The sequence below is a fragment of the Streptomyces pacificus genome (genome assembly GCF_011766325.1).
GTDB lineage: Bacteria > Actinomycetota > Actinomycetes > Streptomycetales > Streptomycetaceae > Streptomyces > Streptomyces pacificus.
Window position 1 is genome coordinate 1 of sequence record NZ_BLLG01000027.1, and the last position, 13,827, is coordinate 13,827.

A 13,827-nucleotide genomic window follows, 5' to 3' on the forward strand; every position below is an offset into this window, starting at 1 on the left:
GAAGGACTGGGACAGGGAAAGGGACACCTGGCTCCGCGAGGGCGGGGCGCGCCGCGCGCCTTCGCTGTGACGGCGAATGCCGTGTACGACGCCGTCAGCCGCAGGTTCGCGGGCCGGTGGCCGCGCCGCGGGCCGCGGTATGCCTCCGGGCCCCGCCGGCGCGCTGCCGGTGGGGCCCCGGAGGCATACCGCGGCCGCGCCCTGTGCCGGGGCCCCACCCGCGGTGGGGGCGCCCCGCGTCGAGGCGCGTTCCCGGGCCGGGATGGCACGGTCGTACGGAGAGAGCGGACCGGGAAGGGCTCAGCGCGCCGCGGGGACGTACGGCCCGAGCGCGGCCGCGAGGTCCTCGTGCACCCTCGCCCTGAGCAGGGTGCCCTCGGAGGTGTGCTCCTCCGACAGCACCTCGCCGTCGGCGTGGACCCGTGAGACGAGCGCTCCCTCTGTGTACGGCAGCAGGGCCTCGACCTCGACCTGCGGGCGGGGCAGTTCCGAATCGATGATCCCGAGGAGTTCGTCGATCCCCGAGCCCGTACGCGCCGAGACGGCGATGGCCCGGCGCTCGACGTGCAGCAGGCGCTGCAGCACCAGCGGATCGGCCGCGTCCGCCTTGTTGACCACGACGATCTCCGGCACGTGCACCGCGCCGACGTCCCGGATCACCTCGCGGACGGCGGCCAGCTGCTCCTCCGGTGCGGGGTGCGAACCGTCGACGACGTGCAGGATCAGGTCGGACTCGCCGACCTCCTCCATCGTGGAGCGGAACGCCTCGACCAGGTGGTGCGGCAGGTGCCGGACGAACCCGACGGTGTCGGCCAGCGTGTACAGCCTGCCGCTCGGCGTCTCGGCCCGCCGCACGGTCGGGTCCAGGGTGGCGAACAGCGCGTTCTCCACCAGGACACCGGCGCCGGTGAGGCGGTTGAGCAGCGAGGACTTGCCCGCGTTGGTGTAGCCCGCGATCGCCACGGAGGGGACCTTGTGCCGCCTGCGCTCCTGCCGCTTGACCTCCCGGCCGGTCTTCATCTCCGCGATCTCCCGGCGCATCTTCGCCATCTTCTCGCGGATCCGGCGCCGGTCTGTCTCGATCTTGGTCTCACCGGGGCCGCGGGTCGCCATGCCGCCGCTGCCGCCGCCCATCTGCCGGGACAGCGACTGGCCCCAGCCGCGCAGCCGGGGAAGCATGTACTGCATCTGTGCCAGGGCCACCTGCGCCTTGCCCTCCCGGGACTTGGCGTGCTGCGCGAAGATGTCCAGGATCAGCGCGGTCCGGTCGACCACCTTGACCTTGGCCACGTCCTCGAGGTGGATGAGCTGGCCAGGGCTGAGTTCACCGTCGCAGACCACGGTGTCGGCTCCGCTCTCGAGCACGAGGTCGCGCAGCTCGTTCGCCTTGCCGGAGCCGATGTAGGTGGCCGGGTCCGGCTTGTCACGGCGCTGGATCACGCCGTCCAGCACCAGGGCTCCCGCCGTCTCGGCGAGGGCGGCCAGCTCGGCGAGCGAGTTCTCCGCGTCCTGGGCGGTCCCGGAGGTCCACACACCGACGAGCACCACACGCTCGAGGCGCAGCTGCCGGTACTCGACCTCGGTGACGTCCTCGAGTTCGGTGGAAAGGCCCGCCACGCGTCGCAGCGCGGCGCGGTCGGAGCGGTCGAACTGGTCGCCGTCCCGCTCTCCGTCGATCCCGTGGCTCCAGGCGACGTCCTCTTCCATCAGGGCATCGGCCCGAAGGCTCTCGGTGCGGGAGGTCTCCGCAAAGCTCAGCGCGTCCTGGGAAGTGGATGAAGAGGAGGTCATGGGATCCTTACGTCGATGGGAGGCCGCTGCGGGCCGCATGCGCCCCGCATACTCCGGCAGTCATGGCAACGCGTCACGGCCGGGGAACATTCCCGGTGCCGCGCCGGGGTGGACGGGCCGGTGCCGAACTGCTCCCCCTCCGGGAGGGGTCCGCCCGCCGCCGCGCCGACCTGCCGATGGTCCCACGGCACCGACGCGGCCGTCACCTCGATTTCCGCTCCCGCCCGGGCCCGGAAGCCGTCGGCGGGTTCGGGGGCTCGTGTGACGTCGGCCCAGGGCCGGGCTGCTGGCCGCCCAGGGCCAGGCTGCGGTGTCGGAGGCCGGCGGCTCCCCGGCCGGAGTGGGCGGAGGTCAGTGCTCCCCGGCCGGAGCGGCGGCCGGCCGGTCCGAGGGTGGCTCGCTGCGCCAGTCCGGGTGACCCGGCATCTTCGGGGTCGTCGCACCGTAGAGCCAGCCCCGGAAGAACCCGGTCAGGTCGCGGCCGGAGATCCGCTGTGCCAGGGCGGTGAAGTCGGCCGTCGTCGCCGTGCCGTCGCGGTGCTCGGCGACCCAGGCCCGCTGCAGTGTGGCGAAGGCGTCCTTCCCGATCTCCTGGCGGAGCGCGTAGAGGACCAGTGCGCTGCCGTCGTACACGATCGGCCGGAACAGCCCGAGCTGCCGGCCGGGCTCCGCGGGTTCGGGGGCGGCGGGCGGTCCCCCGGCGGCGCGCCAGCGGTCGGACTTCGCGTACGCCTCGCGCATCCGGTCCTCCAGCGGCCGCCCGGCGTGCTCCTCGGTGTACAGCGCCCCGTACCAGGTCGCATGCCCCTCGTTGAGCCAGAGATCCGACCAGGTCCGGGGGGAGACGCTGTTCCCGAACCACTGGTGGGCGAGTTCGTGCACCATGACGGACTCGACGTACCACTTCGGGTACCGGTCGTCGGTGAACATCGACATCGCGAAGAGCGACAGCGTCTGGGTCTCCAGTGCGAAGCCGGTCTCGGCCTGTGCCAGCAGCAGGCCGTACGTCTCGAGCGGGTAGCGCCCGACCTTGCCCTCCATCCAGGTGATGTGCGCGGGGGTCTTCCTGAGCCAGGGCTCCAGCCGCGCCGCCTGCGCAGCGGGGACGACGTCCCGAAGCGGCAGGCCGTCGGGGCCCTCCCGGTGGACCACGGCCGATCTGCCGATGCTGACCTGGGCCAGTTCGGTCGCCATGGGGTGCCGGGTGCGGTACACCCAGGTCCTGGTGGCGGACGTGGCGTCGCCGTGCCCTGCGGCCGGGACCGGGAGGCCGTTGGCCACGGCGGTCAGTTCCGCGGGAGCGGTGACGCGGAAGGTGAAGTGCGCCTTGTCGGCGGGATGGTCGTTGCAGGGGAAGACGCGGTGGGCGGCGTCGGCCTGGTTGGCCATCGCCAGGCCGTCGGCGGTGCGGACCCAGCCGCCGGCCTGCTCGCCCGGTGGCTCGCTGGTGTGGGTGACGGTGACGGCGAACGGGGTGCCGGCGCCCACGGCCCCCCGCGGGGTGATCACCAGGTCCTCGCCGACGGTGGTGAAGGCGGCACTGCGGCCGTTCACCTCCACCGCCCTCACGGTGCCGCTGGTGAAGTCGAGGTTGATCCGCTCCAGGTTCCGGGTGGCCCGTGCGTCGATCTTCGTGACGGCATCCAGCGGCTTGCTGTTGACGCCTCGGTAGGTGAAGGCGATGTCGTAGGTGAGGACGTCGTACCCGGGGTTGCCCAGATACGGGAACAGCGGGTCACCGATACCCAGTGGTTCGGGGCCGGGCAGTACGGCGGCGACCAGCGCGGCCGAGGCGGCGGCGAGCGACGCGGCCCGCAGGCGTCGTGGAGTGAGGCGCATGCCCTCACCGCTACCAGCGCGGGGAACGCGGAGCGTGACGGCTCGCTCCGCGCACACCCGAACGGGTGACAGTCTGGCCGGTCCGGGTGCCGTGCCCCGCGCGCCACCCGGACGGCGGGCCGCGGCCGGGGCGGCAGGCCGCTCAGTGCGCGGCCGGGTGCCGTGCGCGGCTCACGTCGTACACCCCCGCCACATCGCGCATCGCCCGCATCAGCGGGGGAAGCCCGGCGGCGTCCTGGAGCTGGAGCGTGTACGTGTGGCGTACCCGCTGCTCGCTCGGCGGTTCGACGGTGGCGGAGACGACCGCCGCCCCCGCCGTCGCGATGGCCTCGGTGAGGTCGGCGAGGAGGCGGGGCCGGCCGAACGCCTCGGCGACCAGCGTCACACGGCACTCCGCCGCCCGGCCCCAGCGCACCTCGACGGGCCGCCGCCCCATGGCGCGCATCCGGGACACGCCCGGGCACTCACCGCGGTGCACGGTGACCGCGCCGCCGCGGACCGGGAACCCCGTCACCGCGTCGGGCGGCACCGGGGTGCAGCACCCGGCGAGGCGGACGGTGGCGCCCGGGAGTCCGGGCGCCTCGGCGACGGCGTTCGCGCCGGCCCGTCGGCGGCCTCCGGAGGCCGCCGACGGGCCGGCGGCAGCCGCGCGGGGCGCCGCGGCCTGCGGCCTGGCTGCCTCGGGGTGCTCGGCGAGCCATCCGGTGATCGCGATCCGGGCCGCGGGGGTACGGGTGTGCTGGAGCCAGTCCGGCGAGGGCCCGGAGGCCGCGTCCTGGGCGAGCAGCGGCTCGACGGTGTCGCCGTCCGACAGCCGGGTGGCGAGCGCGGCGAGCCGGCCGTTGACCCGGGCGCCGACACAGGTGTGCGCCGCCTCGCCGTACTGCGCGTAGGCGGCGTCCACACAGCTCGCTCCGGCGGGGAGCCCCAGGGTGCCGCCGTCCGCGCGGAAGACGGTGATCTCGCGGTCCTCGGCCAGGTCCGCCCGGAGCGAGGTCCAGAAGGTATCGGTGTCGGGGGCGGACTCCTGCCAGTCAAGGAGCCGGGAGAGCCAGCCCGGCCTGGTCGGGTCCGCCCGCTCGCCCTCGGCCCCGGCGGAGGGCTCGGCCGCCCCGGGGAGGCCGGCTCCCTCCGCGGTGTCCGCCGTGTACGGATTGCCGAGGGCGACGACGCCGGCCTCGGCGACGCGGTGCATCTGGTGGGTGCGGATGAGGACTTCGGCGACCGCGCCGTCGGTGCTCGCGACCGCCGTGTGCAGCGACTGGTACAGGTTGAACTTGGGAGCGGCGATGAAGTCCTTGAACTCGGAGATCAACGGCGTGAAGCAGGTGTGCAGTTCACCGAGGGCGGCGTAGCAGTCAGCGTCCTCGCCGACCAGCACCAGCAGGCGGCCGAAGTCCGTGCCGGACAGGTCGCCCCGCTTGAGCCGTACCCGGTGCACGGACACGAAGTGCCTCGGGCGGAGGAGCACTTCGGCCTGGATGCCCGCGTCCCGCAGGACGGCCCTGACCTTGCCGGCGACGGCGGCCAGGGCGTCCACCGCGTCGGCATTCTCCGCGATCAGCGCACGCGTGCGTGCGTACTCCTCCGGGTGGAGGATCGCGAAGACCAGGTCCTCCAGTTCGGTCTTGAGCGCCTGGACGCCGAGCCGCTCGGCGAGCGGGATCAGCACGTCGCGGGTGACCTTGGCGATACGCTCCTGCTTCTCGGGGCGCATCACGCCGAGGGTGCGCATGTTGTGCAGCCGGTCCGCGAGCTTGATGGACATGACCCGGACGTCGTTGCCGGTGGCGACGAGCATCTTGCGGAACGTCTCGGGTTCGGCGGCCGCGCCGTAGTCGACCTTCTCCAGTTTGGTCACCCCGTCGACGAGGTAGCAGACCTCCTCACCGAACTCCTCCCGGACCTGCACCAGCGTCACATCGGTGTCCTCGACGGTGTCGTGGAGGAGCGAGGCGGTCAAGGTCGTCGTCTCAGCGCCGAGTTCGGCGAGGATGAGGGTCACGGCGAGGGGGTGCGTGATGTACGGCTCGCCGCTCTTGCGGAACTGCCCCCGGTGCGAGGACTCGGCGAGGACGTACGCCCTGTGCAGGATCGCCAGATCGGCGTCGGGATGGTGGGCGCGATGAGCCTCGGCGACGTGGCCGATGGCATCCGGGACCCGGCCCCGCGCTGCGGGACCGAGCAGCGCTGCTCTGCCCAGCCGACGGAGGTCGAGCCTGGGGCGGGCCCGTCTGCGGCTGGAAGCACCAGGGTTGGCGGCCTCTGCACTCATGGGGCACCTCCGGCGGCGTCGACCGGCGGCGGGTGGGCCAGGCGTGCCCTCCCTGCCGGTGCTTGATGCTACCGAGCGCACCACGCGGCCGAGTTCACCTCTCGCCCAGCGTGAATCGGATCACTCATTCGAGCGACGGCAACGGTGACCGCCGCTCCCGGAGACGTGCGAGGTGCCGAGGAGCGCGGACGGGCGCCCGCGCCGTGACCTTCGAGGCGAACCCTGGGTACGGGGCATACCGGTATGCGGGGTGCGGGGTATGCGGGGTACGGGGTATGCGGGGTCGGGGGTCGGCCACGGTCCGGTCAGAGTGCCTCGAGCCAGGCGTGGTCGATACGGCCTTCGGCGACGATGACCGCGGGACCGGTCATCTCGATCTCGCCGTCCGGGTGCTCGGTCACGGTCAGCCGGCCGCCCGGGAGGTCCACCCGATAGGTCACGGGAGAGCCGGTCACGGCAGGGTCCGCGCCGTCCCTGCGCGCCGCCGCGACGGCGACGGCGCAGGCGCCGGTGCCGCAGGAGCGGGTCTCGCCGGAGCCCCGCTCATGCACCCGCACGGCCAGATGGCGCGGGCCGCGGTCAACGGCGAATTCGACGTTTACCCCGTCCGGGTACACCGAGGCCGGGGTGAACGGCGGCGCGGTGCAGAGGTCGCCCGCGTGGTCGAGGTCCTCGACGAAGGCGACCGCGTGCGGATTGCCCATGTTCACGTTGCGGGCGGGCCAGTCGCGGCCGTCTACGGTGACGGTGACGCCGTCCCCCGGGAGCAGGGCCCGGCCCATGGCGACGGTGATGCCGCCGTCCTCGGCGATGTGCACCCGCTTGACGCCGCCCCGGGTGGCCACCGCGAGATCACCCGCGTCGACGAGGCCGGCGCGCTGCAGATAGCGGGCGAAGACCCGCACGCCGTTGCCGCACATCTCGGCGATCGAACCGTCCGCGTTGCGGTAGTCCATGAACCACTCGGCCTCGCCCGCCAGGGAACGCGCCTCGGGGTGCGCAGATGAGCGCACCACGCGCAGCAGCCCGTCGCCGCCGATGCCCGCACGGCGGTCGCAGAGCGCAGCGACCGCGGACGCGGGCAACCGGAGCTCGTTGCCCGGGTCCGGGACGATCACGAAGTCGTTCTCGGTCCCGTGGCCCTTGAGGAAGGCGACAGGCGGGAGCGGCTGGGCGGGGGCGGGAGCAGCGCTGGTCACAGCCCCATCGTACGGGGACCTCGGGGCGCTCAGCGGAGCCGGGCCACGCGCCACACGGCGAGGGCGACGAGGACGGCCGCCATCACCACGTACAGGGCGATCACACGCCAGTCCGGGCGGTCGCCGGAGCTCCGCTCGGGCAGGCCCGGCCAGGTGTGGCCGACACGGCGGGCGGCCATCATGCCCCAGCCCGCGGCGCAGCAGCTGATCAGGAGGCCGAGCATGGCGACCACCGCACCGCCGTCCCCGGAGCCGAACGCCAGCGGGAACGCGAACATCAGCGAGCCGACGGCGGCGAGCCCCACGATGGGGGCGAGCTGCCAGATCCTGAGCCGCCGCGGCGGGCGCAGCTCCACCTCGACCGCGCCGCCGGCACCCGAGCCGTCCTCGAGCAGATCCCCGGCCTCGTCCGGGCCGTCGGGGCTCAGACGGGGCGGGTCGTCCTGTGCCTGCTGTTCTCTGTCGCGAGGGCCGGCCTCCATCGCCACGCGCCCTCCCCACTCGGACCAGAAGTCGATCGATGCTCGATGATGGCACGGCCCGGGGCACCGCATTGACGGCCGTGGCGTCCCGATGCCATCACGTGATCAGGCTGTAACCGGTCGTTCGACCAACGAGAGAGCCAGGCCCGGAAGTTCCTCGCGGTCCGCGGCGGCGCCGCTCAGCCAGTGCACACGTGGATCACGCCGGAACCAGGAGTCCTGGCGGCGCGCGAACCGCTTGGTGGCGCGCACGGTTTCGGCGCGCGCCTCCCCTTCCGTGCAGTCCCCCGCGAGCGTCGAGAGCACCTGCTGGTAGCCGAGTGCGCGCGAGGCGGTCCGCCCGGCACGCAGCCCCCGCGCCTCCAGAATCCGCACCTCCTCGACGAGCCCCGCGTCCCACATCCGGTCCACGCGCAGTGCGATGCGCTCATCGAGCTCCGGGCGGGCGACGTCGACACCGATCTGCAGGGTGTCGTACACGGCCTCGTGTCCCGGGAGGTTCGCGGTGAAGGGCCTGCCGGTGATCTCGATCACCTCCAGGGCCCGGACGATCCGTCGGCCGTTGCCCGGAAGGATCGCGAGGGCGGCGTCCGGGTCGGCGGCGGCCAGGCGTGCGTGCAGCGCCCCCGAGCCGCGCTCCGCCAGCTCCGCCTCGAGCCGTGCGCGCACCTCGGGGTCGGTGCCGGGGAACTCCAGCGCGTCGATCGCTCCGCGCACGTAGAGCCCCGACCCGCCGACGAGCACGGGGGTGCGTCCGCGGGCGAGCAGCCGGTCGATCTCCGCCCGCGCCAGCCTCTGGTACTCGGCGACGCTCGCGGTCTCGGTGACGTCCCAGATGTCGAGCAGGTGGTGCGGAACCCCGCCGCGTTCCTCCTCGGCCAGTTTCGCGGTACCGATGTCCATCCCGCGGTAGAGCTGCATGGAGTCGGCATTGACGACCTCGCCGCCGAGTCGCCGGGCCAGATGGACGGCCAGATCGGACTTGCCGGCCGCGGTGGGGCCGACGACGGCGATGACCCGCGGTGCGGGGGCTGCGCTTCTCACCGCACCAGTCTCGCAAACGACCCGGCCGTCCCCGAACGAGTTACGTGACGCGGTCCGGGCGGGGTCGTTGCCTGTTGCGAGGTTCTGGGCGCCGGTCGCGGGACCGGCGCCCTCGGGGCGAGGCGACGGACCGCTCCGGGTGGAGCGGAGCTTCGCTCGCACGAGTTGATCTTTGGAGTGGATATGGGATTCTTCGCCAGGTTTCGCCGGAAAGCCGAAGGGGCCGTGGAGGTGACGGCCGAGGAACGCGTCCCCGATCAGACGGCGGAGGGCTCCGCGGCTCGGACCGACGGGGAGCCGGCCGAGGAGGCCGTGCATGGCGCGGATGGCGCGGATGGCGCGGATGGCGCGGATGGCGCGGATGCTGTGAATGCCGTGGGCCCCGTGGATGCAGTGGATGCCGAGCGACCGGTGGAGGCGGAGGAGCCGGTGGAACCGGAGCGACCGGCGTCCGCTGACGAGGCCACCGGCTGTGCGGACGGCGGCGATGGCGAAGAGGCCGGGGGCCACGCCGGTGCCACTGCCGGGTCCGGCGCCAGTGCCGGCGGGAGTCCCGTGGCCTCCGCCGCGCCCGGCGGGTCCGGGCCGTCGGGCCCCGCCGGGTCCCCCGGCGAGGAGCAGGTCGAGATCCCGAAGCAGCAGTCCGTCAGCGAGGCCGTGGACAACGAGGCCGGGCAGGGCGCCCGGCGGTAGGGATGAGCGCAGGTGAACCGTGGGGATCATGGACACGCTGAAGGCAGGGCTCGCGCCCGCCAGGGCGAAGTTCGCCGACCTCGCCCACCGGCACGGGCACAGGGTCGAGGCGGGGTGGGAGAAGGCCGCACGGACGGTCGACCACCGGGCCGAGGGCACGGACAGCGAGAAGATCGAGTCCGGCACCGGAAAGGCGGAGGAGTCCTGGGGCCGCCTCGCCCACAAGGACGACGGCACCCGTGAGGGCGGCAAGGGCGCCCCGCCGCCGGCCTCCTGAGAGCGCGCCGGGCACCGGCCGCCGGCCGCGGAGCGTGCGTGCCGCGGCCGGCGGTCGCGCGTACCGGCACACCTCGGGGTGCCGGTACGTCTGTCACGTCCCCGGCTCCGCGGACATGCGCCCGGGCGGGAACGGCGCGCGATGGCGTCACCGCCGGGCGGTGCAGGGGACCAGGGCGGCGGAATCCGCGGGGCGTCGGCGGTGACCCGGCCGGACCGGACATCCGGCCCGCCTCAGCGTGACGGTGCGCGGGGTGACGCGCCCACGGAGATTGCCGTGGACCTCGAACCGGAACGCGAAGCACTCGACCACCTGCACCGCTTCGCGGGGCACCACGCGGCGCCCGGGCCCGGCCCCGGACGGCCCGGGCAGGGAGGGCCCGGGGTCAGGACCAGGCGGCGACGAAGTACCCGACGCCGTAGGGAGCCTCCTCGTAGAGCAGCCGTCCGCTCAGGCGGGCGCCCTCGGCGGCGCCCGCGAGCACCTGCCACGGTGCACGGCCGGCCGCGCCGAGTTCGCGGGCCAGTGCCGCGTCGAGAGCGGCGAGACCTGCGCTGTCAGCAGTGCCGAGCGCTCGGGCGACCTGCGCGTCGAAGGGCGCCGCCCGATCGTCCAGATACCCGGGAGCCTTCCGGCTGCGGCACGCGCTGCCGTCGCCCATGACGAGCAGCGCGACCCGGCTAACCCGCCCGGCGAGCTCCCGTCCGGCTTCCTTGCAGCGCTCGGCCGAAAGGCCGGTGTCCACTGCGAGACCCTCCACCGGGGCCGAGGACCATCGCGCCCGTTCCAGGAGCCAGGCTCCGACACCCAGCGCCAGGGGCAGCCTCCCTTCCGGCGCAGGCCCTTCGGCCGTCCCCAGGCAAAACCGGGCGGGCACGCCGACACCCTCGAGTGATCCGGGTGTCCCCGGCGCGTAGGGCCCAGGCCGCTCACCGGGCCCGGCGGGGCCCACCACGAGCAGCAGCTCGGGGCGCGCCCCGGCCAGCACGCCCAGCGCCTCGGCACAGGCGGTCCGGGCCGTGCCGAGCTCGGATGCGGCGCCGGCGGCCACATCGGGGACCAGGAGGGGAGGGCTGGGGCAGACGGCGGCGGCGACAAGCATGAGCGCAGCCTAAGGGGCCGCGCCCCCTGAAGGTCCCGGCCGCCCTGCGGATACCCGCACCGGGGGCCGCGGGCCGTACGACTCCGTACCGGCGACCTGCACCTGCACCTGCACCTGCACCTGCACCTGGGCAGGGAGCCGCGTGGACCACGGCCACCGCGGACGCCCGGGCGAAACCGCGTGCACACCGGCAAACCCGGCCGAGGGACACCCGCGGAAGGCAACACGGGGCCCCGGCCCGCCGATCGGCGCCCACGGAAAACCGCGGACGCGCCACCGGACCCGCAGGAAGCGCGCCCACCGCGCCGACCGCGCCCGCGCCGGCGGACACCCACCCGGACCACAAGCGCACAGGCTCCCGCACCCCGTGGCGGCGCCCGCGGGTCAGCCCACCGCCGAGCAGCCTCCCGCCGGAGCGGGCAGCGGGGCCGGGACGCCGACCGCGGGCAGCCCGAGCATCACGCCGGCGGGCCGCTGCGGGCCTGTGTGCCGCTTCTCCCAGGCGTCGCCGGCCCGGGTACGCCGCACGGAGATCGCCTCGCCCTCGGCCAGCAGGTGGTGCGGAGCCGCGTAGGTGATCGCGACGGTCACGACGTCGCCAGGTCGCACCTCTTCCGCGGGCTTGGTGAAGTGCACCAGGCGGTTGTCCGGCGCGCGGCCCGACAGCCGGTGCGTGGCGCCGTCCTTGCGCCCCTCGCCCTCCGCCGCCATGACCTCGACGACCCGGCCGACCTGCTTCCTGTTCTCCTCCCAGGAGATCTCCTCCTGGAGCGCCACCAGCCGCTCGTAGCGCGCCTGGACGACCTCCTTCGGGATCTGCCCGTCCATCTCGGCGGCCGGGGTCCCGGGCCGCTTGGAGTACTGGAAGGTGAAGGCCTGGGCGAACCGGGCCTCGCGGACGGTGTGCAGGGTCTCCTCGAAGTCCTCCTCGCTCTCGCCGGGGAAGCCCACGATGATGTCGGTGGAGATGGCCGCGTCCGGGATCGCCGCACGCACCTTCTCGATGATGCCGAGGTAGCGCTCCTGCCGGTACGAGCGGCGCATCGCCCTGAGCACCGTGTCCGAGCCGGACTGCAGCGGCATGTGCAGTTGCGGCATCACATTGGGGGTCTCGGCCATCGCGGCGATCACGTCGTCCGTGAAGTCGCGCGGGTGCGGGGAGGTGAAGCGGACGCGTTCCAGTCCCTCGACCCCTCCGCAGGCGCGCAGCAGCTTGGAGAACGCCTCGCGGTCGCCGATGTCGGAACCGTAGGCGTTGACGTTCTGGCCGAGCAGGGTGATCTCCGAGACGCCCTCGGCGACCAGCGCCTCGACCTCGGCGAGGATGTCGCCGGGGCGGCGGTCCTTCTCCTTGCCCCGCAGCGCGGGCACGATGCAGAAGGTGCAGGTGTTGTTGCACCCGACGGAGACGGACACCCAGGCCGCGTACGCGCTCTCGCGGCGCGTCGGAAGCGTGGAGGGGAAGGCCTCCAGCGACTCGGCGATCTCGACCTGCGCCTCTTCCCGCACACGGGCGCGCTCCAGCAGCACGGGCAGCTTGCCGAGGTTGTGCGTGCCGAAGACGACGTCGACCCAGGGCGCCCTCGCGACGATGGTGTCGCGGTCCTTCTGGGCCAGACAGCCGCCGACGGCGATCTGCATACCCGGCCGACGGGCCTTCATCGGGGCGAGCCGCCCGAGGTTGCCGTACAGCCTGTTGTCGGCGTTCTCCCGGACCGCACAGGTGTTGAAGACGACGACATCCGCCTCGCCCTCACCCGTGCCCTCGGGCGCCCGGACATAGCCCGCGTCCTCCAGCAGGCCGGACAACCGCTCGGAGTCGTGGACGTTCATCTGGCACCCGTAGGTGCGCACCTCGTAGGTCTTCGCGCTCATCTCGCACACCAGGGTACGGGGTGAGGGCCGCCGGTCGCCCCCGCGTTCCGGGGCGGAAGGCGGGAGGGCCGCAGCGGCGGGGAGCGTGACCCCGGTGGGCCGGAGAGCCGGGCCTGGCCAGACACGCGGGTGAGCTGGCAGGATCGCGCCATGCTTCCCGCTTCGTCCCGGACCCGACGGCGCCGCGCCCTGCAGGTCTCCGCGGCGCTGGCCGTCGTCTGCGGACTGCTGCTGTGGTGGCTGCTGCCGACGGGCAAGGACGGCCCGAGCGGTCGGCTCACGTTCAGCACGGGGGTGAAGAGCGGCGTCTACCAGCGGTACGGAGACCTGCTCCAGCACGCCCTGGCCCGCGATCTGCCGGGGGTGTCGATAGAGCTGCGTACCAGCGAGGGCTCGCAGCAGAACCTCGAGCGGGTGGTGAGCGGCGAGGCCGACTTCACCGTCGCGACCGCCGACGCGGTGGCGAAGTACCGGCTCGACGGCAGGGCCGGCGCCGATCGGCTGCGCGGCTGTGCGCGGCTCTACGACGACTATGTGCAGCTGATCGTGCCCCAGGGCTCCCCCGTGGAGACCCCGGCGGATCTGCGGGGCAAGCGCGTGGGCGTCGGGCATCCGGGCTCCGGCGTCCGCCTCATCGCGGACCGGGTGCTCACGGCCGCGGGCCTGGACTCCCGTCAGGACATCGACGCGGTGTCCGCAGGCCTCGACACGGTGCCCCAGCGGCTGGAGCAGGGCGAGCTGGATGCCTTCTTCTGGTCGGGGGGACTGCCGACCGGCGCGATCCGGGACCTGTCGGAGCGCTTCCCGGTCCGGCTGGTCCCGGTCGGCGACGAGCTCATCGGCCGCGTCCACGCGACGGGAGACGCGACGCGGTACTACCACTCGGCGGTGATCCCGGCCGACGCCTACCCCAGGATGGGGGCGAGGTCCCCGGTGCAGACCGTCGCCGTGGCCAACCTGCTCGTCACCACCGACAGGGCGGACCCCGAGCTGACCGAACGGCTGACCCGGACCGTGATACGGAGCCGCGACCGGATCGGCCGCCAGGTGCACCCGGCACAGCTCGTGGACCTGCGTACGGCGATCTACACGGATCCGCTGCCGCTTCACGAGGGTGCCCGGCGGTACTACAGCTCCGCGAAGCCGTAGCGCGGGCGGTCCCGGCCGCGAGGCCACCGGCCCTGCCCGCGCCCGGGGACCGCCGGCGCGGACGGTTCCGCGAGGCTGCCGGGACCGGTGCCCGGTCGGCG

Annotated in this window: 11 protein-coding genes; 3 read left to right on the top strand and 8 right to left on the bottom strand. The window is 73.9% G+C overall.

Annotation, left to right across the window (positions count from 1 at the left end; genetic code table 11):
• Positions 1-300: 300 nt before the first annotated feature.
• The 6 genes from hflX to miaA form a co-directional block, all read right to left on the bottom strand.
• Positions 301-1,791, bottom strand: coding sequence for a GTPase HflX (hflX, locus tag SCWH03_RS26740; protein WP_173267266.1), 1,491 nt, complete (start codon positions 1,789-1,791; stop codon positions 301-303).
• 351 nt (positions 1,792-2,142) lie between these two features.
• Positions 2,143-3,630, bottom strand: coding sequence for a M1 family metallopeptidase (locus SCWH03_RS26745; protein WP_173267268.1), 1,488 nt, complete (start codon positions 3,628-3,630; stop codon positions 2,143-2,145).
• A gap of 142 nt (positions 3,631-3,772) precedes the next feature.
• Complete coding sequence (locus SCWH03_RS26750; RefSeq protein ID WP_173267270.1) at positions 3,773-5,905, bottom strand: RelA/SpoT family protein; 2,133 nt, start codon at positions 5,903-5,905, stop codon at positions 3,773-3,775.
• Between the two features lie 305 nt (positions 5,906-6,210).
• Complete coding sequence (gene dapF / locus SCWH03_RS26755) at positions 6,211-7,104, bottom strand: diaminopimelate epimerase (RefSeq protein ID WP_173267271.1); 894 nt, start codon at positions 7,102-7,104, stop codon at positions 6,211-6,213.
• Between the two features lie 29 nt (positions 7,105-7,133).
• A complete protein-coding gene (locus tag SCWH03_RS26760; protein ID WP_173267321.1) occupies positions 7,134-7,586 on the bottom strand; it encodes a hypothetical protein in 453 nt (150 codons plus the stop codon).
• Positions 7,587-7,691: 105 nt separating this feature from the next.
• Positions 7,692-8,630, bottom strand: a complete 939-nt coding sequence (gene miaA / locus SCWH03_RS26765) for a tRNA (adenosine(37)-N6)-dimethylallyltransferase MiaA (RefSeq protein ID WP_173267273.1) — start codon at positions 8,628-8,630, stop codon at positions 7,692-7,694.
• Positions 8,631-9,014: 384 nt separating this feature from the next.
• Between miaA and SCWH03_RS26770 the strand changes: the two genes are divergently transcribed.
• Together SCWH03_RS26770 and SCWH03_RS26775 are read left to right on the top strand one after the other, a co-directional pair.
• Complete coding sequence (locus tag SCWH03_RS26770) at positions 9,015-9,323, top strand: hypothetical protein (protein WP_173267275.1); 309 nt, start codon at positions 9,015-9,017, stop codon at positions 9,321-9,323.
• A gap of 19 nt (positions 9,324-9,342) precedes the next feature.
• Positions 9,343-9,600 (top strand): Rv0909 family putative TA system antitoxin, encoded by a 258-nt coding sequence (locus SCWH03_RS26775; RefSeq protein WP_173267277.1) that lies wholly within the window; start codon positions 9,343-9,345, stop codon positions 9,598-9,600.
• Positions 9,601-9,985: 385 nt separating this feature from the next.
• On the opposite strand, the gene SCWH03_RS26780 is transcribed toward SCWH03_RS26775, so the two are convergent.
• Both SCWH03_RS26780 and miaB read right to left on the bottom strand, forming a co-directional pair.
• Positions 9,986-10,702, bottom strand: a complete 717-nt coding sequence (locus SCWH03_RS26780; RefSeq protein ID WP_173267279.1) for a class III extradiol dioxygenase subunit B-like domain-containing protein — start codon at positions 10,700-10,702, stop codon at positions 9,986-9,988.
• Positions 10,703-11,086: 384 nt separating this feature from the next.
• The gene (gene miaB / locus SCWH03_RS26785) at positions 11,087-12,577 is read right to left on the bottom strand and encodes a tRNA (N6-isopentenyl adenosine(37)-C2)-methylthiotransferase MiaB (protein ID WP_173267280.1); all 1,491 of its coding nucleotides are present in this window, start codon (positions 12,575-12,577) and stop codon (positions 11,087-11,089) included.
• Positions 12,578-12,727: 150 nt separating this feature from the next.
• Here miaB and SCWH03_RS26790 point away from each other — a divergent pair, with 150 nt between their 5' ends.
• Entirely contained in the window at positions 12,728-13,726 is a 999-nt protein-coding gene (locus SCWH03_RS26790; protein WP_173267282.1) for a TAXI family TRAP transporter solute-binding subunit, read from the top strand.
• Positions 13,727-13,827 lie beyond the last annotated feature (101 nt).